22 protein-coding genes are annotated in these 25,094 nt (G+C 36.7%); 14 read left to right on the forward strand and 8 right to left on the reverse strand.

Annotation, left to right across the window (positions count from 1 at the left end; translation table 11 throughout):
* The first annotated feature begins 135 nt into the window (after nucleotides 1–135).
* The 4 genes from ABID42_RS23675 to ABID42_RS23690 all read left to right on the forward strand — a co-directional run bounded on the left by ABID42_RS23675 (nucleotide 136) and on the right by ABID42_RS23690 (nucleotide 4,519).
* Nucleotides 136–1,248: an alpha/beta hydrolase family protein gene (locus tag ABID42_RS23675; protein ID WP_367285766.1), complete on the forward strand. Its 1,113-nt coding sequence runs from the start codon at nucleotides 136–138 to the stop codon at nucleotides 1,246–1,248.
* A 224-nt stretch (nucleotides 1,249–1,472) separates the two neighbouring features.
* Nucleotides 1,473–2,603: an FAD-dependent monooxygenase gene (locus ABID42_RS23680; RefSeq protein ID WP_367285767.1), complete on the forward strand. Its 1,131-nt coding sequence runs from the start codon at nucleotides 1,473–1,475 to the stop codon at nucleotides 2,601–2,603.
* A gap of 119 nt (nucleotides 2,604–2,722) precedes the next feature.
* Nucleotides 2,723–3,628, forward strand: a complete 906-nt coding sequence (locus ABID42_RS23685) for a fumarylacetoacetate hydrolase family protein (RefSeq protein WP_367285768.1) — start codon at nucleotides 2,723–2,725, stop codon at nucleotides 3,626–3,628.
* A gap of 132 nt (nucleotides 3,629–3,760) precedes the next feature.
* Nucleotides 3,761–4,519: a cyclase family protein gene (locus ABID42_RS23690; RefSeq protein ID WP_367285769.1), complete on the forward strand. Its 759-nt coding sequence runs from the start codon at nucleotides 3,761–3,763 to the stop codon at nucleotides 4,517–4,519.
* A gap of 168 nt (nucleotides 4,520–4,687) precedes the next feature.
* Here ABID42_RS23690 and ABID42_RS23695 read toward each other — a convergent pair whose 3' ends face one another.
* A complete protein-coding gene (locus tag ABID42_RS23695; protein WP_367285770.1) occupies nucleotides 4,688–5,020 on the reverse strand; it encodes a winged helix-turn-helix transcriptional regulator in 333 nt (110 codons plus the stop codon).
* 214 nt (nucleotides 5,021–5,234) lie between these two features.
* Between ABID42_RS23695 and ABID42_RS23700 the strand changes: the two genes are divergently transcribed.
* Nucleotides 5,235–6,131: an SDR family oxidoreductase gene (locus ABID42_RS23700; RefSeq protein WP_367285771.1), complete on the forward strand. Its 897-nt coding sequence runs from the start codon at nucleotides 5,235–5,237 to the stop codon at nucleotides 6,129–6,131.
* Between the two features lie 112 nt (nucleotides 6,132–6,243).
* On the opposite strand, the gene ABID42_RS23705 is transcribed toward ABID42_RS23700, so the two are convergent.
* The 6 genes from ABID42_RS23705 to ABID42_RS23730 form a co-directional block, all read right to left on the reverse strand.
* A complete protein-coding gene (locus tag ABID42_RS23705) occupies nucleotides 6,244–6,870 on the reverse strand; it encodes a class I SAM-dependent methyltransferase (protein ID WP_367285772.1) in 627 nt (208 codons plus the stop codon).
* Nucleotides 6,871–6,933: 63 nt separating this feature from the next.
* Entirely contained in the window at nucleotides 6,934–7,845 is a 912-nt protein-coding gene (locus ABID42_RS23710) for an NAD(P)/FAD-dependent oxidoreductase (RefSeq protein WP_367285773.1), read from the reverse strand.
* Between the two features lie 156 nt (nucleotides 7,846–8,001).
* Nucleotides 8,002–8,334, reverse strand: a complete 333-nt coding sequence (locus ABID42_RS23715) for an L-rhamnose mutarotase (protein WP_367285774.1) — start codon at nucleotides 8,332–8,334, stop codon at nucleotides 8,002–8,004.
* 75 nt (nucleotides 8,335–8,409) lie between these two features.
* Nucleotides 8,410–9,006, reverse strand: a complete 597-nt coding sequence (locus ABID42_RS23720; protein WP_367285775.1) for a gluconate 2-dehydrogenase subunit 3 family protein — start codon at nucleotides 9,004–9,006, stop codon at nucleotides 8,410–8,412.
* Nucleotides 9,007–9,010: 4 nt separating this feature from the next.
* Nucleotides 9,011–10,735, reverse strand: coding sequence for a GMC oxidoreductase (locus tag ABID42_RS23725; RefSeq protein ID WP_367285776.1), 1,725 nt, complete (start codon nucleotides 10,733–10,735; stop codon nucleotides 9,011–9,013).
* Between the two features lie 65 nt (nucleotides 10,736–10,800).
* Nucleotides 10,801–11,829 carry a LacI family DNA-binding transcriptional regulator gene (locus tag ABID42_RS23730; RefSeq protein ID WP_367285777.1) on the reverse strand — a complete coding sequence of 343 codons (1,029 nt, stop codon included), beginning with the start codon at nucleotides 11,827–11,829 and terminating at the stop codon, nucleotides 10,801–10,803.
* 408 nt (nucleotides 11,830–12,237) lie between these two features.
* Between ABID42_RS23730 and ABID42_RS23735 the strand changes: the two genes are divergently transcribed.
* From ABID42_RS23735 to ABID42_RS23775, 9 genes are all read left to right on the forward strand, one after another.
* Nucleotides 12,238–13,635, forward strand: coding sequence for a Gfo/Idh/MocA family protein (locus tag ABID42_RS23735; RefSeq protein ID WP_367285778.1), 1,398 nt, complete (start codon nucleotides 12,238–12,240; stop codon nucleotides 13,633–13,635).
* A 180-nt stretch (nucleotides 13,636–13,815) separates the two neighbouring features.
* Nucleotides 13,816–15,198 (forward strand): putative oxidoreductase C-terminal domain-containing protein, encoded by a 1,383-nt coding sequence (locus tag ABID42_RS23740; RefSeq protein ID WP_367285779.1) that lies wholly within the window; start codon nucleotides 13,816–13,818, stop codon nucleotides 15,196–15,198.
* Between the two features lie 15 nt (nucleotides 15,199–15,213).
* Nucleotides 15,214–16,374, forward strand: a complete 1,161-nt coding sequence (locus ABID42_RS23745; protein ID WP_367285780.1) for a Gfo/Idh/MocA family protein — start codon at nucleotides 15,214–15,216, stop codon at nucleotides 16,372–16,374.
* Between the two features lie 144 nt (nucleotides 16,375–16,518).
* Complete coding sequence (gene uxuA / locus ABID42_RS23750) at nucleotides 16,519–17,727, forward strand: mannonate dehydratase (RefSeq protein WP_367285781.1); 1,209 nt, start codon at nucleotides 16,519–16,521, stop codon at nucleotides 17,725–17,727.
* Between the two features lie 43 nt (nucleotides 17,728–17,770).
* Nucleotides 17,771–19,879 carry an alpha-glucuronidase family glycosyl hydrolase gene (locus tag ABID42_RS23755; RefSeq protein ID WP_367285782.1) on the forward strand — a complete coding sequence of 703 codons (2,109 nt, stop codon included), beginning with the start codon at nucleotides 17,771–17,773 and terminating at the stop codon, nucleotides 19,877–19,879.
* A gap of 230 nt (nucleotides 19,880–20,109) precedes the next feature.
* Nucleotides 20,110–20,859, forward strand: a complete 750-nt coding sequence (locus tag ABID42_RS23760) for an SDR family NAD(P)-dependent oxidoreductase (RefSeq protein WP_367285783.1) — start codon at nucleotides 20,110–20,112, stop codon at nucleotides 20,857–20,859.
* Between the two features lie 277 nt (nucleotides 20,860–21,136).
* Nucleotides 21,137–22,168: a glycoside hydrolase family 43 protein gene (locus ABID42_RS23765; protein WP_367285784.1), complete on the forward strand. Its 1,032-nt coding sequence runs from the start codon at nucleotides 21,137–21,139 to the stop codon at nucleotides 22,166–22,168.
* A gap of 17 nt (nucleotides 22,169–22,185) precedes the next feature.
* Nucleotides 22,186–23,460: an MFS transporter gene (locus ABID42_RS23770; RefSeq protein WP_367285785.1), complete on the forward strand. Its 1,275-nt coding sequence runs from the start codon at nucleotides 22,186–22,188 to the stop codon at nucleotides 23,458–23,460.
* A 300-nt stretch (nucleotides 23,461–23,760) separates the two neighbouring features.
* Nucleotides 23,761–24,027 (forward strand): redox-active disulfide protein 2, encoded by a 267-nt coding sequence (locus tag ABID42_RS23775; RefSeq protein WP_367285786.1) that lies wholly within the window; start codon nucleotides 23,761–23,763, stop codon nucleotides 24,025–24,027.
* Between the two features lie 242 nt (nucleotides 24,028–24,269).
* On the opposite strand, the gene ABID42_RS23780 is transcribed toward ABID42_RS23775, so the two are convergent.
* Nucleotides 24,270–24,668 (reverse strand): hypothetical protein, encoded by a 399-nt coding sequence (locus ABID42_RS23780; RefSeq protein ID WP_367285787.1) that lies wholly within the window; start codon nucleotides 24,666–24,668, stop codon nucleotides 24,270–24,272.
* Nucleotides 24,669–25,094: the final 426 nt, after the last annotated feature.

The raw sequence follows: 25,094 nt of genomic DNA on the forward strand, positions 1-25,094 counted from the left end.
GACGAATCTTGTAGTTTGTACTTTTACCAGTTTTTAAATTTAATTTTGCCATAAAATGTTACCGTTGGAGGGCAACCTATTTTAGGCAATGACATCATTTAATTCATAATTATTAATTCATAACTCATAATTAAAATGTGGCATTACTTCCCTAATCAATATATGCCTTCTTACCAAGTGAACCGTGCGTTGACGCAGGCTCATTATGGGGGAGGAGAATTTGCAGAAATATTAGAAGTAGCAAGTGAAATTGACCCTGCTAACCGTGAAAGTTTCAATAAAGCTTGGGTTAAAATGGGTGATAAAGTCTATGAATTAGCCGAAAATTATGCAAAAGAAGGGCATAGTGTTTCTGCTCGTAGAACTTACTTGAGGGCTTTCAATTATTTACGTACAAGTGAGTTTTTTATGACTTTACATGATGAACGTAAAATTCCTTATTACTTAAAATGCCGTGATGCTTTCATTAAAGCGATTCATTTGTTTGATGAGAAACCATTGCAATTAGAAATCCCTTTTGAAGGATCTTTCTTACCTGCTTATTTATTTAAACCAAGTGGTGTTGTAAATCCTCCAGTAATGGTGATGTTTGGTGGGCTGGATAGTTTGGCAGAAGAGTTATATTTCGGTATTGCACAGCACCTCAATGAACGTGGTATTGCCATGATGGCGGTGGATGGTCCTGGACAAGGAGCTGCACTTAGATTGAACCATTTACATACTCGTTATGACTACAATGCCCCCGGAACAGCTGTTTTAGATTATATCATTGAAAATCTTGGCGAACACGTTGATACTTCTCGTGTAGGTATTGGAGCAGTTTCAATGGGTGGATATATGGCTGCTCGTTGTGCAGCATTTGAGCCACGTTTTAAGGTCTGTATGATTTTTGGGGCGGTTTGGTCGTATTATGATATTTGGAAAAATCGTCCTGACAACCACCCTTTAGCTGAAATTGTACAGCACATTGTGGGTGCAGATAATATGACAGAGGCTCGTGAAAAATTGAAAAACTTTACATTGGAGGGCGTTGCTGAGAAAATTCAATGTCCTACCTATATTTTGCATGGAGAAGACGACCGTCAGAATTTCGTAGAAAATGCTTACAAAGTAAATGAGGCACTTACTTGCGAACACGTCTTGGAAATTGTGCCAAAAGATGAAAGTGGTTCGGCTCACTGCTCTGTAGATGATTTTACAAAATCATTTAATATGTATGACTGGATAGCTAAGAAAATTAAGGCATAGTTAAGTATTGAGTAACCTTGTAGACTTAGTTTTCGGGCATCAGCTTTCAGATAAAATAAAGGTATTTAAGGAGTTTTAGTCATCTTAATCAGATTACTGAACCTATTCTATTCTTGTAAAATCTGATGGCTAAGCGTTTTAAAATTAAACTGCCCACTTAATGTTTGTTGTACGGTTTCATACCTGATACATGTCCAAAAACAATCTTAATAAATATCAAAAAGATGGTAAAGAAAATTTTAGTAGTAGGGGCTGGCATTGGTGGGCAGTCTGTTGCTATAGGTTTAAAAAAAGCTGGTTTTGAGGTAGATTTAATAGAGCTACATAAAGAATTTAATGTTTATGGAGTAGGTATCATACAACAAGCTAATGCTTTAAGAGCTTTAGATGCCATCGGTGTGGCGGATGAAGCAATGCGAAGGGGTTCTCCTTATGGAAAAGTAAAATTGTGTTTGCCGCACGGGGTTCAAATTGGTGAAGCTGGTACTCCACCAATCGGTAAATTTCCGAGCCATAATGGAATATCTCGTAAAATTTTACACGATGTATTATTTGAAGAAGCTCAGAAAGTTGGTTTAAAATACCGCATGGGAGTAACGGTGGAATCCATTGATAACCAGCCAAATGTTGCTCATGTTACGTTCACAGATGGTACAAAGGATAGCTATGATGTTGTGATTGCGGCCGATGGGGTAAACTCAAAAGTACGTAAGCTTATTTTTGGTGAGTTTAAATTGAGCTATGTTGGTTTGTCTGTGTGGCGATATGCCTTTAAGCGTCCTGCTAATTTAGATACGGGTTATATCTTCTTTAATAAAAAACATAAAATGGGTGTCATTCCTATGACAGCCGATACTTGTTACATATTCTTAAATTCTGCTGAGGGTGATAATCCTTTGATTCCTGAAAATCAATTGGTTGAAAAGCTAAAAACGTATATGTCGGCTTATCCAGTTCCGCTTGTTCAGGAATTAATACCACAAGTTACCGACGCTAAATTGGTTAATTATCGAGTATTAGAAACGCTCAAAATGCCAGCACCTTGGTATAAAAACAGCGTGGTTGTTTTGGGAGATGCAGCTCATACAACTATTCCTCAGTTGGGTTCAGGGGCAGCGTTGGCGATTGAAGATGCCGTTGTATTAGTTGAGGAATTACAAAAAGAAGGAGAGCTTACTGATGTCTTTGAACGCTATATGAAACGTCGTTATGAACGTTGCAAAATGGTAGTTGATGTATCTGAAACATTAGGTGCTTGGGAATTACTTGAATACAACGACCAAGCTCTTCCTGAGGGAGCAAATATGGGAATGTTGATGGGTAAAACAGGAATGGCATTAACTGAGCCGATTTAAGATTTAGCTGAAAGCTATCAGCTTTGAGCTTTTTTAATAATTTGAAATAGTAGAGATTGAACATCATTCATAGATTCATTTAAAAGCTGTTAGCTCATTGCTCACAGCTCCAAGCTATTATGAAATTAGTAACTTTCAAAAATACAAATGGCGAAAGCCGTACAGGTTGGCTTCAAGGCGATGGTGTGGTGGATATGAATTTGGCAAGTACAAAATTGCCAACAGATATGCTTACGTTTATCGATCATCACGAAGAGTACTTCGACGTAATTAAGTCTTTGGGCGAAGTACAGCCACATTATCAATTATCAGAAGTACAGCTTTTAGCTCCACTTCCTAATCCGAGAAGTTTCAGAGATTATATCGGTTTTGAAATGCACATGTTGAATGCTTCAAAATCATTCGGACATACTATCGGACAAGAATGGTACGAAATGCCGATTTTCTATTTTACCAATCATCATGGTATTTATGGTCCAGATGATGAAATCAAACGTCCTGCTGGTGAAACAAAATTGGACATTGAATTAGAAATCGCTTGTATTATCGGTAAAAAAGGCAAAGACATCAAAGCCGAAGATGCTCAAGACCATATTTTTGGCTATACCGTTTTCAACGACTGGACGGCAAGAGCCATTCAGCGTCGTGAAATGATGATTCCACTTGGTCCACACAAAGGCAAAGATTTTGCCAATGCCATTGGACCATGTATTGTCACCAAAGATGAAATGGATCAGTACATGGGTGAAAATGGTCGTTTCAATTTACGAATGACGTCCAAAATCAATGGCGTTCAGATTTGTGATGGTAATTACAATACTGTTTATTACACTTTCGGACAAATGATTGAACGTGCTTCTGAAAACAATGTAACCATGATGCCAGGTGATATTTTAGGTTCTGGAACAGTAGGTTGGGGTAGTTTGATAGAAAATAATTTCACCGTTCACCGTCCGCTTGAACCGGGTGATGTAGTGGAATTAGAAATAGAAGGAATTGGTGTTTTGCGAAATAAGGTGATTTAGTATTTAAAATACACAATGATTTAATAGTGCTTAGACACAGATTTTTTAAAGTCTGTGTCTTTTATTGAGTTAAATTTTGATTGTACAGTTCATTCTTCATTAAGTATTCATGTTTTAAAATAGCTTATTCAAATGAAAATAATAGACCTTTCAGTAACCATTTCTGAAGAAATTAAAGAACCACTTCCTACCAAAATTGTGTATGAAGACCATAAAGAAGGAGCCAAAAAAATGGGAGGAAAACTCTTTGAAGGAATTCAAGGAGATGTTTTTATCAATGGAAATGGACCAGCGGGTGAGTTTTTAACCGTAACAAGTCACTGCGGAACTCATGTGGATGCTCCTTATCATTATTACCCAACTTGCGAAGGAAAACCGTCGAGAACGATTGATGAAATGCCTTTAGATTGGTTTTATCGTGATGGTGTTGTTTTGGATTTTACCGATAAACCAGATGGCTATATGTTTGAGCCCGAAGATTTGATAGAAAAATTGGCTGCCATTAACTATACTTTAAAACCTTTTGATATTGTCTTGATTCGTTGCGATGCCGATAAGCGTTTGCATCATCCAGATTTTGTGAAAATCCACGTAGGAGCTTCCGCCAAAGCGACACACTGGCTTATCGACCAAGGTATTAAAGTAATGGGAACTGACGGTTGGGGCTGGGATATTCCTTTGCATATTCAAGCGGCAGATTATAAAGCCAATCCAAGAGACGGTGTAATTTGGCAAGCACATTATGTAGGCATTGAAAAAGAGTATTGTCAGATTGAGAAATTAGCTAATCTTGATCAATTACCTCCATTTGGGTTTAAAGTAGCTTGTTTTCCTGCTAAAATAAAAGCTGCTAGTGCTGGCTGGACAAGAGCCGTAGCGATATTTGAATAGAGTTTATGTATAGAATAATAACAGTCGTTTGTATTTTACGAACGACTGTTTGCTTTTTGACCGAAATATTAAACACCGAACGATAACCGCAAGGATTGTCGCTACATTATTTTCATTTCCTTTTACTTCATAAAATCAAAGACTTAGCGGTATCAAAGAGGGCGTTCATCAAACTAAATTCTCTAAACCGAATTCAGCCAATTTATCCACAACGGGTAAAGTTTTCAATCCTAATTCAGTCAGACTATACTCAACTTTTGGTGGAATTTCAGGATAGACTTTTTTGCTGACTAATTTATTTTCTACAAGCATATTCAGTTCTTGTATCAACATTTTTTCGCTAATGCCTGGAATAGCCCTTTTTAGCTCGCCATATCGTATCACATTTTCGTTGATTTGAAACAATATTAACAAAGTCCACTTACCACTTAGCAGAGTTAATGAAGCTCTCACAGGACATTTTTCATCACAAGGCGAAATTATTTTAGTTTTTTTATTCATTGATATTCAATTATTCTAACCATTTGGTGGGTACTTTACTTTTAGGTAAGTACTTGTACAAAAGTAAGTAGATAGATACTTTTGTACAAATAATTTTTGAATTAAATAAGAAATATATCACAACCAGAAAAAAAGGGGAAATAGCTATCAAAGTGTAAATAACAATTCAGTGTTCTGAAAAATCAATTCAATAACATTTAAAAACGGAATAAAAATGAAAATTTTAGTATTCGGAGCCACAGGTTCACAACAATTCAATGTAATATCTGAAGGTAAAAAAAAAGGAGCAGAAGTAATTGCTGCAACAAGTTCTGCAACAAGTTTTGAAAAATTAAAACAAGCAGGGGCAATGCCTATTTTGGCAAATATGAGTGATGCAAATACAATGCAGGAAATCACCAAAGGTATAGATGCGATAGCTTTTATGGTTCCTGTTTCTTTACCCAATCCTTTTGATGGCTTACAATATGCCAAAAATGTGATTGATGCAGCTAAGACAAATGGTGTCAAAAAAATCGTATGGAACACAAGTGGCTGGCTAGCACCCCAAAAAATAGGAATACCCGGTGAAGATGTGAAATTGGACATTAGTGATTATTTAAAAAATAGTGGATTGAATTATGTAATCATACAACCCACTATTTATATGGAAAATATGCTTGGACCATTTTGTGCACCTTTTGTGAAAAACGAAAAGAAGTTGGCTTACCCTACTCCAGAAGCAATGCCTATTGGTTGGATAGCTTCCAGAGATGTAAGTGCTTTTGTTGTTGAAGCAATTTACAATGACAAACTTAAAGCAGATTCTTTCCAGATTAGTGGATTAGAAAATCTAAAAGGAAATGATTTAGCGGAACAGTTTTCTAAAGGTTTAGGTGAAAAAATAGTGTATTATACACAACCTGCTAAAGAATTTGGTGATATACTTAAACCATTTGTAGGTGAGGCAGGTGCAACAGGTGTTGCTTCTTATTATGAAGGTCTTCAAAACGCAACAGAATTTCCACCAAAATTCAATCCTAATATGAGTGAAGTATTAGAAAAACTTCCTGTTCAAATGACTTCATTAGCACAATGGACGAAGAATAATAAGGCATATTTTTTAAACTAATAACTTAAAGTTTGTAAAGTCAAAGTCACTTAGGGTTTCAAGCCTTTGGCTTTGACTTTATAAATATTTCAGTTTCAAAAGCTATATTTTATACAAGTATAAATATAGTTTTCTAGCTACTGCCTTTCTTGCATTTAATTAAATAGAATGGAAAATTCTCGCTAACCTCCGTGATTTCAAATAATCCAGCTTTACTAAATTCGTCGTTGATTGAGGCAATATCATAAAAATACATTTGTACTCCTTCAAATATTTCGTAGCGGTCTTTACTGATGAATTTGCCTTTGCGATAAGTAGGCGCTTCTTTTGAAATAACTGTAAAAACCATGTAGCCATTATCTGTTAGTTGATTATAGCAGTCACGGATTAGCTTTTCTCGCTCGTTATCATCCAATAGATGAATTAAAGCATAGCAAAATATGCCATCATATTGACAATTATCAAATGGCATATCAGTTACAGAACCATGATAAATAGTCATATCTGAGCCATAATGTTTTCTTGCCATTTCAATAGCTGTTTTAGATATTTCTATTCCTGTTACGGCGATTCCGTTATCTTTAAAAATTTGAGCATTCCGACCGTATCCAATGCCGGGGATAAGTATGTTTTTTACTGAATTTTGAACAAAGAAATCCTTTACCAATATAGCAGAATTAGAAGGCTCAAAGCCCCACATTTCATGCTTTTCAATAAAATTGACTTCCCAAAATTCTAGTTTTTCTTTTTCATTTATCATGATATTTTTCTAAAAGGGCTATCATTTTTTTTAAATAAGGCTAATCTCACAGATTTTAATCACCTAAAATGCCTCATTAATTAATTCATGATTAATCAAAGCACCAGCCTTACTTCCTGCTCCGATGGCATTGCTTACCGACCTAAACATCGTGGTATTATCACCAGCGGCAAAGATTCCTACAATACTTGTTTTTTGAAAATCATCTATTTGTATATGACCTTGTTCTGTCAAAGTACAACCCATTGTTTCTGGAATTTTACAATGTTGCTCAAACGGGATTCTAGCATAAAGTACAGCTATACTTTGTTTCGTGCCATTTTTGAAAACAATCTGTTTAATTACCCCATTTTCATGTTCAAAACTATTGATTTCATCTTCCACAATATTAATGCGATGTACCGAAAGTTTTTTATTTTGCTCTTCAGTTAAAGTCGCTTTGCCATTTGTGAAAAGAGTAAGTTGTTTTGTCCAATTACTGATGAGTTTACTGAATTCAAAACTTATTTCACCATTGCCCAAAATGCCGGTATTTTGTTCTTTTACTTCATAACCATGACAGTACGGACAATGTAAAATCGAAATGCCCCAGCATTCCGAAAAGCCTTTTATATCAGGCATGATGTCCGAAACACCTGTAGTAAACAAAAGCTTTTTAGCGATAAAAGTCTCTCCTTCAGCTGTTAATAATTCAAATGTTCCATCATTCGTTCTGCTTGCTTTTGTTACCAATCCTTGTAAAAAAGTAACGGTTTTGTAGGCTAATACTTGGTTTTTAGCTTTTTCAGTAATAACACTTGGACTTTCTCCATCCAGTGTAATGACATTATGAGAATGTGGTGTTTGGATATTACAAGGCTTTCCGCCATCTATGATTAAAACTTTTCTAAGCGCACGTCCCAAAGCCATACCTGCTGAAAGCCCTGCATAACCCCCTCCAATAATAATTACGTCAAATTGATTTTCCTTTGTCATTTAAGTGTGTTTTATCTTTTTATGGAACAAAAGTAGGATATTTATGCAACAATGTTGCATAATAAAACAAGTATATGATTGTTTTTTGGAAAAAAGAGCATAAAAAATCCTGTAAAGTTTTTTAAAACCTTACAGGATTAAGCGTTATTAACATGATTATACCAACTTAAAAATCCTATCCATCAAAAGCCATTTTTCACCCTCTTTGGCGATGGGTAATGCTGATTGATATTTCCACATCAGGGTTTCCCATTCTTGTACTTTTGGATTACTGGCATCCATTTCTCCTTTTTTAGTGAATGAAAAATCGTCTTCAGTTTCCATAATCATAAATAGTCGGTTCATGATTCTATAGATTTCCATATCAATAATTCCAGCACCTAAAATACTCGCTCTGATTTCTTCCCAAATATTTTGATGATAGGCTTCATATTCAGCGATAAGGCTTGGGTCATCTACTAAGTCAAGCGCAAGGCAAAATCTCTTCATTGCTTATTTTATATTTTTTAAATGATATACCCAAAAGTAAAAAAAGTAAAGGAATACTCTTTTGTTGGCTAAATCTTACTCATTCCAAGCATTGCCTACTTGGCTCAAAGGCATACAAGCAATAAATTCTCCGGGAATTGGATCATAAGAAAGAATTTCTTTCCCTACTTTTTCTGAAGTATAATAACCCAAAAGTGTCAGACTTTTTACTCTTCTAAAAAATGCCACGGAGTCGGGTTTGGCTACCAAAGTAATGCCCCAAGCCGAAGGGGGAAGCTTACCTGCTTCTTTGTCGGCTTTCAGTAAAAAGGCTTCTCGTTCTTGTTGATTACATTCAATAAAAGACTTTTTATTGGCTTCTTCACAAGTTTCGTCAAATTTTTCCAAGTCTTCTACGAAGGCTTTTTGGTCTGCTTCCGAAAGCATTTCTTTCAACATTTTATCGATAAACTGAGGTACACCCAATTCTTTTGCCCCAGGCGTTTCGGTTTTTGGCAAAATCGTTTCGGCGATTTCGGCAATCAAATTAGCTTGATTGTTGGTAAGAAAAACGGGTTGCCAATTCAATTGGGCTTCTTTTTGACAAGCAATAAAAAACTCTGACAAGGCGCCAGCCGACAGGCTGTAGCCCAAAAATAAAGTAGTATTTTTAAGGACTTCTCTGCGGTTCATAAGGCTACAAATTTTTACGGTTTAACTCACCTACGGCAAAATCAACAGCTCGTGCTGTGAGTGCCATATAAGTAATAGACGGGTTTACACAAGAAGAAGAAGTCATACAAGCTCCATCCGTTACAAAAACATTGGGAACTCCATGAATTTGATTATTGCCATTCAATACTGAAGTTTTTGGGTCACGACCCATGCGGGCAGTTCCCATTTCATGAACACCAACGCCCAAACCACCTGCATTATCAAAGGTTTTTACATTTTTGAATCCTGCTTTTTCCAACATTTCAGCGGCATCTATCCTGATTTGTTCACGCATTTTCATTTCGTTTTCCTTCAAACCTGCATCAAAAACTAATTGTGGAATGCCCCATTTATCGGTTTTTTCTGGGTCTAGTGTTACTTTGTTTTCGTGATATGGCAGTACTTCCCCAAAGCCCATCAAAGCCATTCCCCATCCGCCCGGTTTGAAAAGCGATTCTTTAAAACTTGCCCCAACGCCTTCTTCGTTTACGCCTCTTCCCCAGCTTCCTCTACCAGCACCTGCTCCTTGATAGTCGTAGCCACGCACAAAATTTGGATTTTTAGAAGCCTCATCTAAATTCACAAATCTTGGAATAAACAAGCCCGTTGGTTTTCGTCCTTTATAATATTGGTCTTCAAAACCTTCATGTGAACCCATTGCGCCAGTTCTGTAATGATGATCCATCAAATTATGTCCTAATTCTCCGCTATCATTTCCCATTCCATTGGGGAAACGATTGGATGTTGAATTCATCAAAATTTGTGTCGTCGCCAAGGTTGAAGCACAGCTAAAAATGATTTTTGCTTTGAAGATGATTTCTTCTTTTGATTCGCTGTCGATTACTCTTACGCCTGTGGCTCTTTGTGTTTTTTCATCATAAATGATAGAATGAACGATAGAATTTGGACGAATAGCGAAGTTTCCTGTATTGTTTGCTGCTGGTAAAGTAGCCGAATTACTGCTAAAGTATGCTCCAAATGGACAGCCTCTTGAACAACGATTACGATTTTGGCATTTCCCACGACCTAATGCTAAATGTTGTGGCTGTGGGTCTGTGAGGTGAGCAACTCGTCCAGTCGTTACTGGGCGACCGTTGAATTTTTGTGCTACTTCTTTTCGAAAGTGTTTTTCCAGACAATTCAGTTCGATAGGAGGAAGGAATTCGCCGTCGGGCAAATGGTCTAAACCTAATTTTTCACCACTTACGCCTACAAATTTTTCTACATACGAGTACCAAGGCGCTAAATCTTTGTAGCGAATGGGCCAATCTATTCCGATGCCTTCTTTGGCATTGGCTTCAAAATCTAAATCACTCCAACGATACACGTGTTTTCCCCAAGTAAGCGAGCGACCGCCAACATGATTTCCTCGAATCCAGTCGAAACGTTGTTTTTCTTGGTAAGGGTTATCAATATCGTTGGTGAAAAAATGTTTTACCGATTCACCCACAAAACCACTTCTAATTTGAATATGCTGTTTTTGTTGGTCTTCATAACTAAGTCCGCCACGATGGGCAAATTCCCAATGGTCTAACATCATGGTTGGATAATCTTCCACATGATTCACCATTCTTCCTTTTTCAAGGACTAAGGTTTTCAAACTTTTTTCAGAAAGTTCTTTGGCAGCCCAACCGCCACTCATGCCAGAGCCAATCACGATGGCATCATAGCTATAATCTTTATTGATTTTTGTGTTAAGATTTGGCATAAATTAATTATTAAATTGCATTCCTCTAAGGTCGAATTTATTTTTTAGAAATGCAATTTGCCTTATCAAGAATGTGTCAAAAACAAACTTGACTCTCGTACAATCAGCTCAGAACGTAAAGTAATGGTATTGGTTGCATCCAAATTAAAATTACCTTTCAGGTGGTTAATCATACTTTTTACCGCCATTTCTCCCATTTCTTTAGCAGGATAATGAATTGTAGTGAGTTTCGGAGAAATTACTTGGGATACTGGGTCATTATTAAAGCCAACCACCGCAATATCATCTGGCACTGTAATATTCAATTCTTTTAAAGTAGCGATACAGCTTACGGCACACAAATCACTGGAAACGAAAAGTGCATCAGGTTTAGTAGGAAGGGCTTTTATGCGATGAGCTACTTCTCTGCCAGCTTCAAGACTCAAAGCCGTAACCCAAACATTATCAGATTTGAAAGGTATTTCAAATTCAGAAAGGGCTTGTTGATAGCCTTTCAAACGGTCGGAATACACGTTTCTTTTTAAATTACCCGTAATGTGTATGATATTTTTAAAACCCTGTTCAATCAGGTGTTTTGTAGCTTCATAACCGCCTTTGGCATTATCAATGACGATATTGGGACAATCGCTGTTTTCAAAAATACGGTCGAAGAAAATTAAGGGAATCTTCTTTTTCAAGAAAGGCTGAAAGTGTTCAAAAGAATCGGTATCAAAAGCTACTGAAACCAACAAGCCATCCACACGACTATTAAACATGGTTTTAGTATTGGCGATTTCTTTTCTTTGAGATTCTAACGATTGACTAATGATTAAATTAAAGCCTTCATCATTGGCAACTTTTTCCATGCCCGCAATGACGGTTGACATGATATAACTGTTCAATCTCGGTACAATTACACCAATAGTATTGGTTTTTTGCTTACGCAAATTACTGGCAAATTTATTTGAACGATAACCCAATTCTTCTGCTTTTGCATTAATCAAAACCTTTGTTTTTTCATTAATGGCTGGATGATTATTTAAAGCTCTACTAACAGTTGCGGGAGATAATTGTAGCTGACTAGCAATGTCATAAATGGTTATTTCTTTGCCCATGATATAAGTTTTATAATCAGCATCATATTCTGGAAATTAGAAAATATGTTTATCTGAGTTTTAGATTGAATAATTATGTTACAAGTATAAAACAATTTTATGCAACAATTAGAATAATTGCATTTATAAATGTTTGTTAAGCTTTACCCTTACTTAACCTGTTTGTTAAAATAAATGGCTAAAGCGTTTATTATAGGCAATTTAAGTTAATTTTATCAGTTGTAATAATAATATATTTCAAATAATAATTGTAAAAAAATCAATGCAACCGATTGCATAATAAAAATTAATTTTCATCTTTACATCGTCATTTCAAAATTATTTACGATTCAGATAAGTAGAACTCTGTCATGAAGATACTTTTTGAAAAGAAGACTATGAAAATCATTTTAAATTTTGATAAATGCTATGTCACAAGAAGAGAAAAACATCATATCAAGAAGACAATTTCTTGATTTAGGTATCAAAGGAACCTTGGCAAGTACCGTGATTGCAGGTTTTCCAACGATTGTTCCTGCTTCAGTATTTGGGAAAAATGCTCCAAGTAATCGAATCAATATTGGAGCGATTGGAACTGGAAGAATTTCCAGAGGACATGATATGCCAGGTGTTTGGAAACACGATAATGCCCAAATTATGGCAGTTTGCGATGTGGACGGCAATCGTGCTGATTTAGCAAAAAAATTAGTGAATGAGTATTATACCAAAAAATCAGGAAAAGACTTTGACGGCGTAAAAACTTATACAGATTACCGAGAATTATTATTGAATAAAGATATTGATGCCGTTTTGGTTAGTACTCCAGACCACTGGCACGCTCCCATTGTGATTCATGCAGTTGGTGCGAAGAAAGATGTTTATATGCAAAAACCAGCTTCTTTGACGATTTCAGAAGGTAGAATGATGGCAGATGCTGTAAAAAAATCAGGAAGAATAGTACAAGTTGGTTCGCAACAGCGTTCGTCTAATCAATTTAGATATGCTGCTGAATTGGTGAGAAATGGCAGAATCGGTACTTTGAAAACGGTTTATGTAGGCTTGCCGGGCGACCCATCTGGCGAGGAAGAAGCTGAAATGCCAATTCCGAAAAACTTAAATTATGATATGTGGCTCGGCACAACGCCAGAAGTATTTTATACCGAAAAAAGAGTACATCCACAAGTAGGCTTCGACCGTCCGGGTTGGTTGCGTTGCGAACAATTTGGAGCGGGTATGATTACAGGTTGGGGTTCACATCATATCGACTGTGCGCACTGGGCAATGAATACGGAACATACAGGGCCAATCGAAATTTGGGGAAAAGCGGATTTCCCTAAAAAAGGACTTTGGAATGTTCACGGTATTTTCACGACGGAAGCCATGTATGAAAATGGTGTAAGAATGGTAGTAAGTAACGAATTGCCAAACGGAATAAAATTTGAAGGAACAGAAGGCTGGATTTTTGTTTCAAGAGGCGATTCTTCTGTTACAGCAAGCGACCCAATTGCTAAACAAATGGCTGCCAAAGCCCTTGATGCCAGCGACCCAAAAATTATTACTTCGGTGATTGGTGAAAACGAAATTCACTTGCCAGTCAGTAAAGACCATCATGGAAACTGGTTGGAAAGTGTTGTTTCCAGAAAAGAGCCGATTGCACCTGCCGAAGTTGGGCATCGTTCATGTTCGGCTTGTTTGTTGCATCACGCAGCGATGAAACTGAATCGTAAATTATACTGGAATCCGAAAAAAGAACGCTTCGTCAATGACCCAGAAGCGAATTTATTATTAGCCAGAGAACAAAGAAAACCTTTTGCGATAAAGGGATAACGGATTTCGGGTGTCGGATTTCAGATTTCGGAATAAGACACAGAGTATCACAGAGATTAGCGAAAATACTCTGTGATACTCATTAAAAACTCTGTGTATAATTGACCCAAAATCAATTAATAAAGCAAATAAAAAAAGCTCAAAGCTCACGGCTCATAGCTCACAGCTAAAAAAAACACCATGAAATTTATTCATATCAATAAAACACTGTTAAGTATTGGATTAGGTTTGTCTTCTACTGTTTTTGCACAAAGTCAGAAGCAGACAGTAAACCTCATCACACTTGACCCTGGGCATTTTCATGCAGCATTGGTACAGAAAAATATGTACCCTGAAGTAAGTTCAACGGTGCATGTTTATGCGCCAGTAGGCAACGACCTTCATTATCATTTAGATAGAATTAATTCCTACAATTCAAGAGCTGATAAGCCGACGGATTGGCATGAAAAAATCTATGCAGGGAATGATTATCTGGAAAAAATGCTGGCTGAAAAGAAGGGAAATGTGGTTGTAATTGCTGGAAATAACAGAATTAAGGCAGATTATTTGGCTAAATCAGTTGGAGCGGGTTTCAATGTACTTTCTGATAAACCGATGATTATTGCTTCAAAAGATTTTGCCAAGTTACAAGCGACGTTTAAAAAAGCATCTGAAAAGAAAGTATTGCTTTATGATATTATGACGGAGCGTTATGAAATCAGTACGATGTTGCAAAGAGCTTTTTCATTGATTCCTTCGGTTTTTGGAAAACTTGAAAAAGGAACACCAGATAATCCTGCCGTAACCAAAGAAAGTGTACATCATTTCTATAAATACGTTTCAGGAAGTGTACTCACAAGACCTACTTGGTTTATGGACGTAGCCCAACAAGGCGAAGGAATTGTGGATGTTACGACGCATTTGGTCGATTTGATTCAATGGGAATGTTTTCCTGAACAAGTAATTGATTACAGAAAAGACATCAAAATCACGAATGCCAAGCGATGGACGACTGATATGACTTTAAATCAGTTTAAAACCATTACCAAAACGGATGGTTTTCCAACTTTTTTAAAGAAAGATTTAGCCAATGATACTACTTTGAAAATCTATGCCAATGGCGAAATCAATTATCAGCTAAAAGGTGTTCATGCCAAAGCTTCTGTGATTTGGGCTTATAAAGCTCCCGAAGGTGGTGGCGATACGCATTACTCAATTATGCGTGGTACGAAAGCAAATCTTATCATTCGTCAAGGAGCAGAACAAGCTTATAAACCTACTTTATACATTGAGCCTGTGAATGTTTCTGGCAATTATGAAGCAGAAATTCAAAAAGCTATAGCAGAATTACAAAAAGATTTTGCGGGTGTTTCGGTGAAAAAAAATACAAAGGGCTGGGAAGTAATCATCCCAGAAAAGTACAAAGAAGGACATGAAGCACATTTTGGAAGAGTAACTGAAAAATACTTGGAATTTTTGAAAGTAGGTAAATTACCAGCTTGGGAAGTACCGAACATGATTTCAAAATATTATACCACGACTAAAGCATTGGAAATTGCTAAAAAAAGTAAATCAACTAAATAAAACCGCATTTTAACGATGAAAAACGAACAAAATAAACGTAGAGATTTTCTTAAAAATACAATTACTTCAGCTACTGGTTTGGTATTATTACCAAGTATTTCACAAGAAATTATCGCAGGAACGACAAAAAATCAAACGATTGTTGCTCCATATATTCATCAAAATATTGCTCCAAAAATCAAATTTTCTGTGATTGGGATGAATCATGCTCACATTTATGGACAAGTAGAAGCTGTTATTCGTGGTGGTGGAGAATTGGTTTCTTACTTTGCGAAAGAGGCAGATTTGTTAAGCAATTTTGCTAAAAGATACCCCAATGCAAAACAGGCATCTGGCGAAGCAGAAATTCTGGAAGATTCATCTATTCAATTAGTTTTAAGTTCTGCGATTGCCAGCGAAAGAGCTCCTTTGGGCATTAGAGTAATGAAACACGGAAAAGACTTTATGTCGGACAAGCCGGGTATTACGACACTTGAGCAATTAGCAGAAGTAAGAAAAGTACAAAAAGAGACCAAGCGAATTTATTCAATTATGTACAGCGAACGCTTTGAAAACAGAGCAACCGTAAAAGCTGGAGAATTGGTAAAAGCAGGAGCGATCGGAAAAGTAGTACAAACGATTGGTATGGGTCCACATAGAATCAATCTTGCGTCGAGACCAGCTTGGTTTTTTGATAAAAAACAATTTGGAGGCATCCTTTGCGACATTGGTTCGCATCAATGTGATCAGTTTTTATTTTTTACGGGTTCAACCAAAGCCGAAATCGTAAGTTCGCAAGTAGCGAATTATACCCACAAACAATATCCACAGTTTGAAGATTTTGGCGATATGGTTTTGCGAGGAAACGAAGGTACAGGCTATGTAAGAGTAGATTGGTTTTCACCAGACGGTTTAAAAACTTGGGGCGATGGTCGCTTGACGATTCTTGGAACAGAAGGTTATATTGAAATCCGTAAAAATATTGATATTGCCAGTCGTGATCATGGCAATAATTTATACTTGGTGAATAACAAAGAAACCAAATACATCGACTGTAGCAATGAAGTATTGCCTTATGGTGAACAATTAGTAAACGATATTGTGAACCGTACAGAAACTGCAATGACCCAAGAACACTGCTTTTTAGCAACAGAATTATCAATAAAAGCACAAAAGTTTGCTCATACTTTGGTTTAGCTGTGAGCTAACAGCTTCGAGCGACGAGCTTTGAGTAGCAAGCTTTTTGGTTATTAAATTAAAAAATAAATAGATTTATCGAGATTAAGGTATTGTATATCAATATTTTAATTCATCATTCAAAACTCACAATTCAGAACTCCTATGATGCACACAATGCGTTGGTTTGGTCCCAACGACCCAGTTTCTTTGATGCACATTCGCCAAGCAGGTTGTACGGGCATAGTTTCGGCTTTGCACCAAATTCCTGTTGGGGAAATATGGACGATTGAAAAAATCAAAGAACGGATTCAAATCATTGAAGCGGATAATGATAAATATACTCCTCTTACTTGGGCGGTTGTAGAAAGTTTGCCTGTTCATGAAGACATCAAAAAAGGTTTGCCTTCAAGAGAAATCTACATTGAAAATTACAAGATTTCACTCCAAAATTTGGCGACTTGTGGCATCAAAACGGTATGTTATAATTTCATGCCCGTACTTGATTGGTCACGAACAAACCTAAATTATGAAATGCCCGATGGCTCAAAAGCCTTGCGTTTTGTTTGGGAAGATTTTGCTCTTTTTGATTTATATATTCTGAAGAGACCCAAAGCTCCTTTAGATTATTCGGAAGAAGTACAAGCCTCTGCTTTACAGAAGTTTGAACGTATGACTGCCGAAGAAATCGCTTTGCTGACGAATACTGTTTTATTAGGTTTGCCTGGTTCGGAAGAAGCTTTTGAACTCAGTAATTTTCAAGCTTTATTGGATAATTACAAGTATATTGGAGATGCAGAACTGCGAGCCAACTTATACTATTTCGTACAACAAATTGCTCCATTGGCTCAGGAATTAGGTGTGAATTTATGTATTCATCCCGACGACCCACCAAAATCTTTACTAGGTTTACCCAGAGTAGTAAGTACCGAAAATGACTTAGCCCAATTGATGAACGCTTGCGATGTATTAGCAAATGGTATTACTTTCTGTACGGGTTCTTTGGGCGTGCGTGAAGACAATGATTTACCAAAAATGATTCAACGCTTTGGCGAACGCATTCATTTTATTCATTTACGCACCACCAAAAGAGAAGAAAATCCACTCAATTTTCATGAAGCTGCACATTTGGCAGGCGATGTAGATATGTACGAAGTGGTGAAAGCAATTGTGTTGGAACAAAAGCGAAGAAAAGCAAGTAATGAAGGCGTAATTTCAATTCCGATGCGACCAGACCACGGACATTTAATGTTGGATGATTTGGACAAAACAGGGAAAAGTAAATCATATCCGGGTTATTCAGCCATCGGTCGCTTGAAAGGTTTAGCAGAATTAAGAGGTTTACAATTGGGGATTGAGCGAAGTTTGGAGTAAGGTTTTATGTCATCAGTATTTGTTTCAAGAAAATTTATCTAAAATGTTCAAAAAAATAATTTGCCTTTTGTTGCTTTTTCTAAGCATAAAAACCTTTGCAGATGATGGCTATCGTTTGTGGCTGAAATATGATTTAATTAAGAATCAGAAAGAACGAGAAAGCTATGCTCGTATAACGAAATTCATCGCTGTAAATTCTCAACTTGAAATCGTAAAAACGGCTTCCATTGAATTGCAATCGGGTTTAAAAGGCTTATTAGGAAAAACTGTTCCTGTAATTGCTTCTTCAAAAAGTACTGGCGGAATTGTCTTCCAATTGTCTCTCAACAAAGATTTGAATGAAGAAGGCTATTCGATTACAAGTCAAAATGGTAATATCGTCATCAATGCTAATACTGAAAAAGGGATTTTATACGGTACATTTGAATTACTAAGAAGTATTCAAACGGGAAAATCTTTATCGAATATTTCGATAGTAAGTAATCCTAAAATTCAATACAGAATGTTGAATCATTGGGATAATCCGCTTGGAACAATCGAAAGAGGTTATGCAGGTTCTTCCTTATGGAAATGGTATGAATTGCCTGAAAATATCGACCCACGTTATAAAGATTATGCTCGAGCGAATGCTTCAATTGGTATCAACGCCACTGTGGTAAATAACGTAAATGCCAGTGCAAGATTTATGACGAAAGAGTATTTGTTGAAAGTGAAAGCTTTGGCAGATGTTTTTCGTCCTTATGGTATCAAAGTATTTTTATCTATCAATTTTGCTGCTCCGAAAATTCTCAAAGGAACAAAAACTTCCGACCCACTCGACCCACAAGTACGTGCTTGGTGGCAAGCTAAAACCAATGAAATTTATAGCATCATTCCAGATTTTGGAGGATACTTAGTAAAAGCCAATTCGGAAGGTGAACCTGGTCCTCAAGATTTTGGTAGAACTCATGCCGACGGAGCGAATATGTTGGCGGAAGCTTTAAAACCATACACTGGCGTAGTGATTTGGAGAGCATTTGTTTATAAACCAAGTTCAAAAGATGACCCGAAAGGCGACCGTTATAAAGAAGCTTATAACGATTTCAAACCTTTGGATGGACAGTTTGATAAAAAAGTAATCGTTCAAGTAAAAAATGGTCCGATTGATTTTCAGCCTCGTGAGCCTTTTCATCCGCTTTTTGGAGCAATGCCCAAAACGCCTTTGGCAATGGAATTTCAGATCACGCAAGAGTACTTGGGTTTTACTACCAACTTGGTGTATTTAGCTCCATTGTTTAAAGAGTGTTTAGAATCAGATACTTATGTGAATGGAAAAGGTTCGACGGTAGCAAAAGTGGTAGATGGCTCTTTACACGATTATCATTTAACGGCAATCGCTGGTGTTGCTAATACGGGTTCGGATAGAAATTGGACAGGACATTTTATGTCGCAAGCCAATTGGTATGCTTTTGGTCGTTTGGCTTGGAATCATGAATTATCATCTGAACAAATTGCCGATGAATGGGTGAAAATGACATTGAGTCACGAACCAAAAACAGTTAAAACGATTACAAAAATTTTGACAGAATCTCGTGAAAATTATGTGAATTTCACTACTCCTTTGGGTTTACATCACATCATGGGGCAAGGCATTCACTTTGGCCCTGAGCCTTGGTTGATGAAAAGCGACCGTCCCGATTGGGCTTCGGCATATTACCACCGTGCAGATACTTTAGGGATTGGTTGCGATAGAACAAAAAAAGGCTCTGAAGCACTTTTACTTTATACGCAAGAAGTACAAAATCAATGGAATGACCCAGCCAAAACACCATTACCGTATTTATTGTGGTTTCATCACGTAGGCTGGAAAACAAAATTATCAACAGGAAATACACTTTGGGATGAACTCTGTACTCGCTATTATACAGGTTTACAATCAGTAAAAGACATGCGCAAAGAATGGAATTCCGTGAAACCCAATATTGATAAAGAGATTTTTGAAGACGTTGCAGGTCGTTTGGCAGTACAAGAGAGAGAAGCGATTTGGTGGAGAGATGCCTGTGTTTTGTACTTCCGGCAATATTCAAAAATGCCAATTCCTGCCCAATTCCCGAAACCAGAAAGGAGTTTGGAAGAAGTAACAAAATTAGTAGAGATTTATCAGTTGAGGTAGCTTTTTAGCTGTGTGCGATGAGCTTTGAGTCGAGAGCTTGACACAGAGTAACACAGAGAATATAAAGAGTTTCACAGAGAAATATTACCATACAACACTCTGTGGAACTCTTACAAAGACAAAGCTCTGCTAAACTCTGTGTCAAAAATATGTCCTTAAATACTTTAGATTTACAATAACATTAAAAAGCTGATGGCTCACAACTCATAGCTCACAGCTTACATAAAATTATGTTTTCATTACAAGGAAAAATTGCCCTAATTACTGGGGGCGGAAGTGGAATTGGTTTTGCCATTGCTCAGTGCATGATTAAAGCAGGAGCGAAAGTGGTCATGACTGGCAGACGTGAACAAATGTTGAAAGATGCCGTGGCAGAATTGGGCGAAAATGCTTTTTACTTCGTCAACGACGTGACAGCTTTAGAGCATTTGGAAGACTTAGTTGAGCAAATTGAATCACAAATTGGAGCGATTGATATTTTGGTCAATAATGCTGGAATCAATATGAAAAAATTTGCGGTAGAAGTAACAGACGAAGAATTTAGCAGAGTTGTCAATACCAATTTGAATGCCGTTTTTGCCCTGACTCGTGCTTGTGCTAAACGAATGCTTCCACGAAAAAGCGGTTCAATTTTGATGATTTCCTCAATGGCTGCCTATTATGGCATCGACAGAGTAGTCGCTTATACGGCTTCAAAATGTGGCGTTGAAGGCATGGTGAAGGCTTTGGCGATGGAATTTTCTACGGAAAATGTTCGTGTAAATGCGATTGCACCAGGGTTTATCGAAACGGCAATGTCAAAAACCGCTATGAATTCCGACCCTGCTCGAAAACACAAAGCTCTCGACAGAACGCCAATGGGCTATTTTGGCCAGCCCGAGGATATTGGTATGGCAGCAGTATTTTTATCGTCTGATGAAGCAAAGTATATTACTGGTGCTTCTCTTCCTGTAGATGGTGGAAATTCAATTGGGTTTTAGGCTATAAACTTTAGATAAGTACAACTTTAAGTAAATGAGTAAAAGTTTTCAGGTATAAAAACGATGGCTCAAATCTTACTTTCATTAGGGTGTGACTTTAGTCGCATCCTAGTGAAAGCCTAAGTCAATCAGGTGTTCCGATGTGTTCTATGATTTTATTGTAATAATCTTGAAAAAGATGGATATTATTATAAATTTGTCTTAAATAATTTGAATCTATCTGGAAAATTCGTAGCTGAATAGCTTTGAATTTTCAACACTCCTAATGTTAATTTCCATGAAAAAACAATTTTTAACTGCTTTATTTCTTGCCACTTCATTGGCTGTGTTTGCACAAAGTAAAAAGCCTATTTCTAAACCTTTGGTTTCGCATATTTACACTGCCGATCCTTCTGCACATGTATTCAATGGCAAAATTTATATTTATCCATCACATGATATTGAATCGGGTGTGCCACAAGATGATGAAGGTGGTCATTTTGATATGAAAGATTATCATATTTTATCAATGGATAAAATTGGAGGAAAAGTAACAGATCATGGTGTAGCTTTAGATATTAAAAATATTCCTTGGGCTGGTCGCCAATTATGGGCGCCAGATGCAGCATTCAAAAATGGTACTTATTATTTGTACTTTCCAGTGAAAGACAAAAAAGATGTTTTCAGAATGGGTGTAGCCACAAGCAAAAGTCCTGTAGGTCCATTTAAAGCAGAGAAAGAGCCTATCAAAGGAAGCTTTAGTATCGACCCAAGTGTGTTTAAAGATACAGATGGGAATTTTTACATGTACTTTGGTGGAATTTGGGGTGGACAATTACAGCGTTGGAAAACAGGAACTTATGACCCAAAAGGGAAATTGCAAAATGATAATCAGCCAGCTTTAGCACCCAAAATTGCGAAATTAAGTAAAGACATGTTGAGCTTTGCCGAAGAAGCAAAAGATGTAAAAATCCTTGATAAAAATGGGAAAGTATTGTTAGCAGGCGATAATTCCAAACGTTTTTTTGAAGCTTCTTGGGTTCATAAATATAAAGGAAAATATTATTTTTCTTATTCAACGGGCGATACGCATCTTATCAATTATGCTACGGGAAATAATCCTTATGGCCCTTTTACTTATCAAGGGGTAGTCTTGAATCCTGTTGAGGGCTGGACAAATCACCATTCAATTGTTGAAGTAGAAGGAAAATGGTACTTGTTCTATCATGATGTTCAACTTTCTGGAAAAACACATTTAAGAAATGTAAAAGTGACGGAATTGAAGCACAATTCAGATGGAAGTATCCAGACAATCACCGCTTATAAATGATTCTTTAACAATTAACTATGAAAAATTCAGGTACTTACCGTTGGACGATTGTCGCCTTATTATTCTTTGCCACAACCATCAATTATCTTGACCGACAAGTAATTGGCTTGTTGAAACCAACACTCGAAAAAGAATTATCTTGGACAGAAAGTGATTATTCTAAAGTAGTAATGGCATTTACGGCAGCTTATGCCATTGGACTATTGATTTTCGGGAGAATTATTGATAAAATCGGCACGAAATTAGGCTATACAATTTCCATTATTATTTGGAGTATCGCTGCTATTTTTCATGCTGCGGCTAAAACTACTTTAGGCTTTAGTATTGCCAGAGCATCTTTGGGTTTTGGGGAGGCAGGAAATTTCCCTGCTGCCATTAAATCAGTAGCGGAATGGTTTCCTAAAAAAGAAAGAGCTTTAGCCACAGGGATTTTTAATTCTGGAGCAAACATTGGGGCGGTAGTCGCACCGATTATGGTACCTTGGATTTTGGGTGCTTATGGTTGGGAAGAAGCATTTATCATTACTGGTGCAATAGGTTTTGTTTGGTTGATATTTTGGTGGTTTATTTATGAATTGCCTGCTCGTAAGAAAAATCTTTCAGCAGCAGAATTTCAACATATTCATAGCGATAACGAAGAAGAAATTACTGGTGCTTCAGTTCCTTGGCTTCAATTGTTTCAATACAAACAAACTTGGGCTTTTGTAGTTGGGAAATTCTTGACGGATCCAATCTGGTGGTTTTTTCTATTCTGGTTGCCTTCTTATTTTTCTTCAACTTTTTCTTTAGATTTAAAAAAGCCAAGCTTGCATCTTGCCGTTTTATATACTTGTACAACCATTGGAAGTATCGGAGGCGGTTATTTGTCGGGTTATTTTATCAAAAAAGGCTGGACGGTTTTCAAAGCTAGAAAAACTGCCATGTTGATTTTTGCGATTGCTGTAACACCAATTATGTTGGCTCGTTACGCTTCTGACATTTGGGTAGCAGTATTTTTGATAAGCTTGGCAGCTTCGGCACATCAGGCTTGGAGTGCCAATATTTTCACCATTGTTTCAGATATGTTTCCGAAAAAAGCCATTAGTTCCGTCGTAGGTATTGGTGGAATGGCAGGTTCGTTGGGAGGGGTTTTGTTTCCTTACTTTATTGGGATTATTTTAGATAAATATAAATTATTGGGCGACCTTAACGGCGGCTATAATATCATATTCTTAGTTTGTGGTTTTGCGTATTTGTTAGCTTGGGGAATAATTCATTTACTTACTCCGAAAATGCAGAAGGTGGATTTGTAAGTAAGAGTTAATGTTAAAAATAAAAGCTATCAATCGACGATTGATAGCTTTTATTTTTGGGTAGTTTCCTGGGGTAGCAGACCATCTGGTCGTTGGAACGCTTCGCTTAACCAACGATCAGACCGAGAAACTGATTACTGGAACGAATGAATTGGGTATTTAATTGAAAATAAGTAGTTTAAAAACAGTTTAGCTCTTTATTTGTAACAAATATTTAATTTTAGAAAAAACCGCAAACATTCGTATATTTAGTAGTTGGCGGTAAGCATAAAAACAATAACAATCAAAACAGAGAAAAAAATGGCAATAAAAATAGCAAAGGAAAAATTTAGTGATTTATCGGCTGAGGACTTAATCAAAAAGGAAAAAGCTACAACAATGGTAACAGGCGTATTAGCGGGTTTACTTACTGTGTTACTAATTATGGCTACCTTATTGGCAATTACACAAGGATTCATAGGAATAAGCCTTATTGCTGTTGCACTTTCACTTTCGCCTATCTTGTTTATAAATTATAGCAGCATCAAGATAATCAATGAAGAATTGAAAAGTAGGAATCTAAGTTGATAATTAGACATTTCAAGCAATTTTTTAGATTGAGTTTTATCGCTTCTTGGACAGTTTTTTGGATATTTCGGGCGACTTTTTTAAACACAACTTTGGCTTTATCTGGTTGTAGGAACGCTTTGCTTAACCAACGATTAGACGATTATTAATTATTGATGAAGAGATAGAAAGCACAAAAGCCCAATTTAGGGCTTTTATTCAATGTATTACAAAGTTCAATAAATTTGTACATTAAGTTAGTTTCAAGAAAGTTTTTGTTGGACAGATATAACAAAATCAATTGAAACGTCAGCTAAGTCTGCGGTAGTTTCAATATCAAACCCTTTTAATAATGCTTTCTTTACCATTCCTGTTTTTATTCTCTGTTCTGCATCTTTAATTTTTCTACTCTCAGCTTTCACTGATTCAGCATTTCGGGCAATCAGAATTTCCAATGAAGCCTTTTCGTCAGGGGTCATTTTACGACTATCTAACTCGTCAATAGCTACTTTAAGCCATTCTTCATCCCAAAACTTAGGGAATTGAGTTGGTTGAGTTACTGTATGTATCGTTCTCATCGTATAAATCAGTTTTTGTAAATCTGTTTGACAATCAAGCTCTTTTAACATAAATTTATCTAATTCTACCGTAACAAACGTCATTTGGTCGTCAATTAGTTCACCTTGTTCGTTTCTGAGATTTGAAACATTGTGATAACATGTGTAATTTTGATATTATTCGCTAAAATCGCTACACAGTAGATTTTTGTCAGTGTTCCATAGTCAAATTTACCCCCAACTAGCGCAAGTATTAAGCAAAGCGTCACTTGTGCTAAACTTTCATTCAGTTTGAAACTGAATGAAAAAAAACGTCCAAGACACAGTCTTGAACGAGATGAGGTTCAGTGAACACTCTCGGGAGCAATTATGGTCGTAAGAACGCTTCGCTAACCTAACGACCAGACCGAGCGTGAGGCTTTTTTTTACTTTTGGGGTGTCTCATCCTAAAAAAGCTTGACAGTATTAGCTAACCTTTAGCACAATGTCTTTATCGAGCGAATCTTCTTTTAATACAACTTTAGTTTCTTC

Origin of the sequence: Arcicella rosea (genome assembly GCF_040543805.1) — a bacterium.
Lineage (GTDB): Bacteria > Bacteroidota > Bacteroidia > Cytophagales > Spirosomataceae > Arcicella > Arcicella rosea.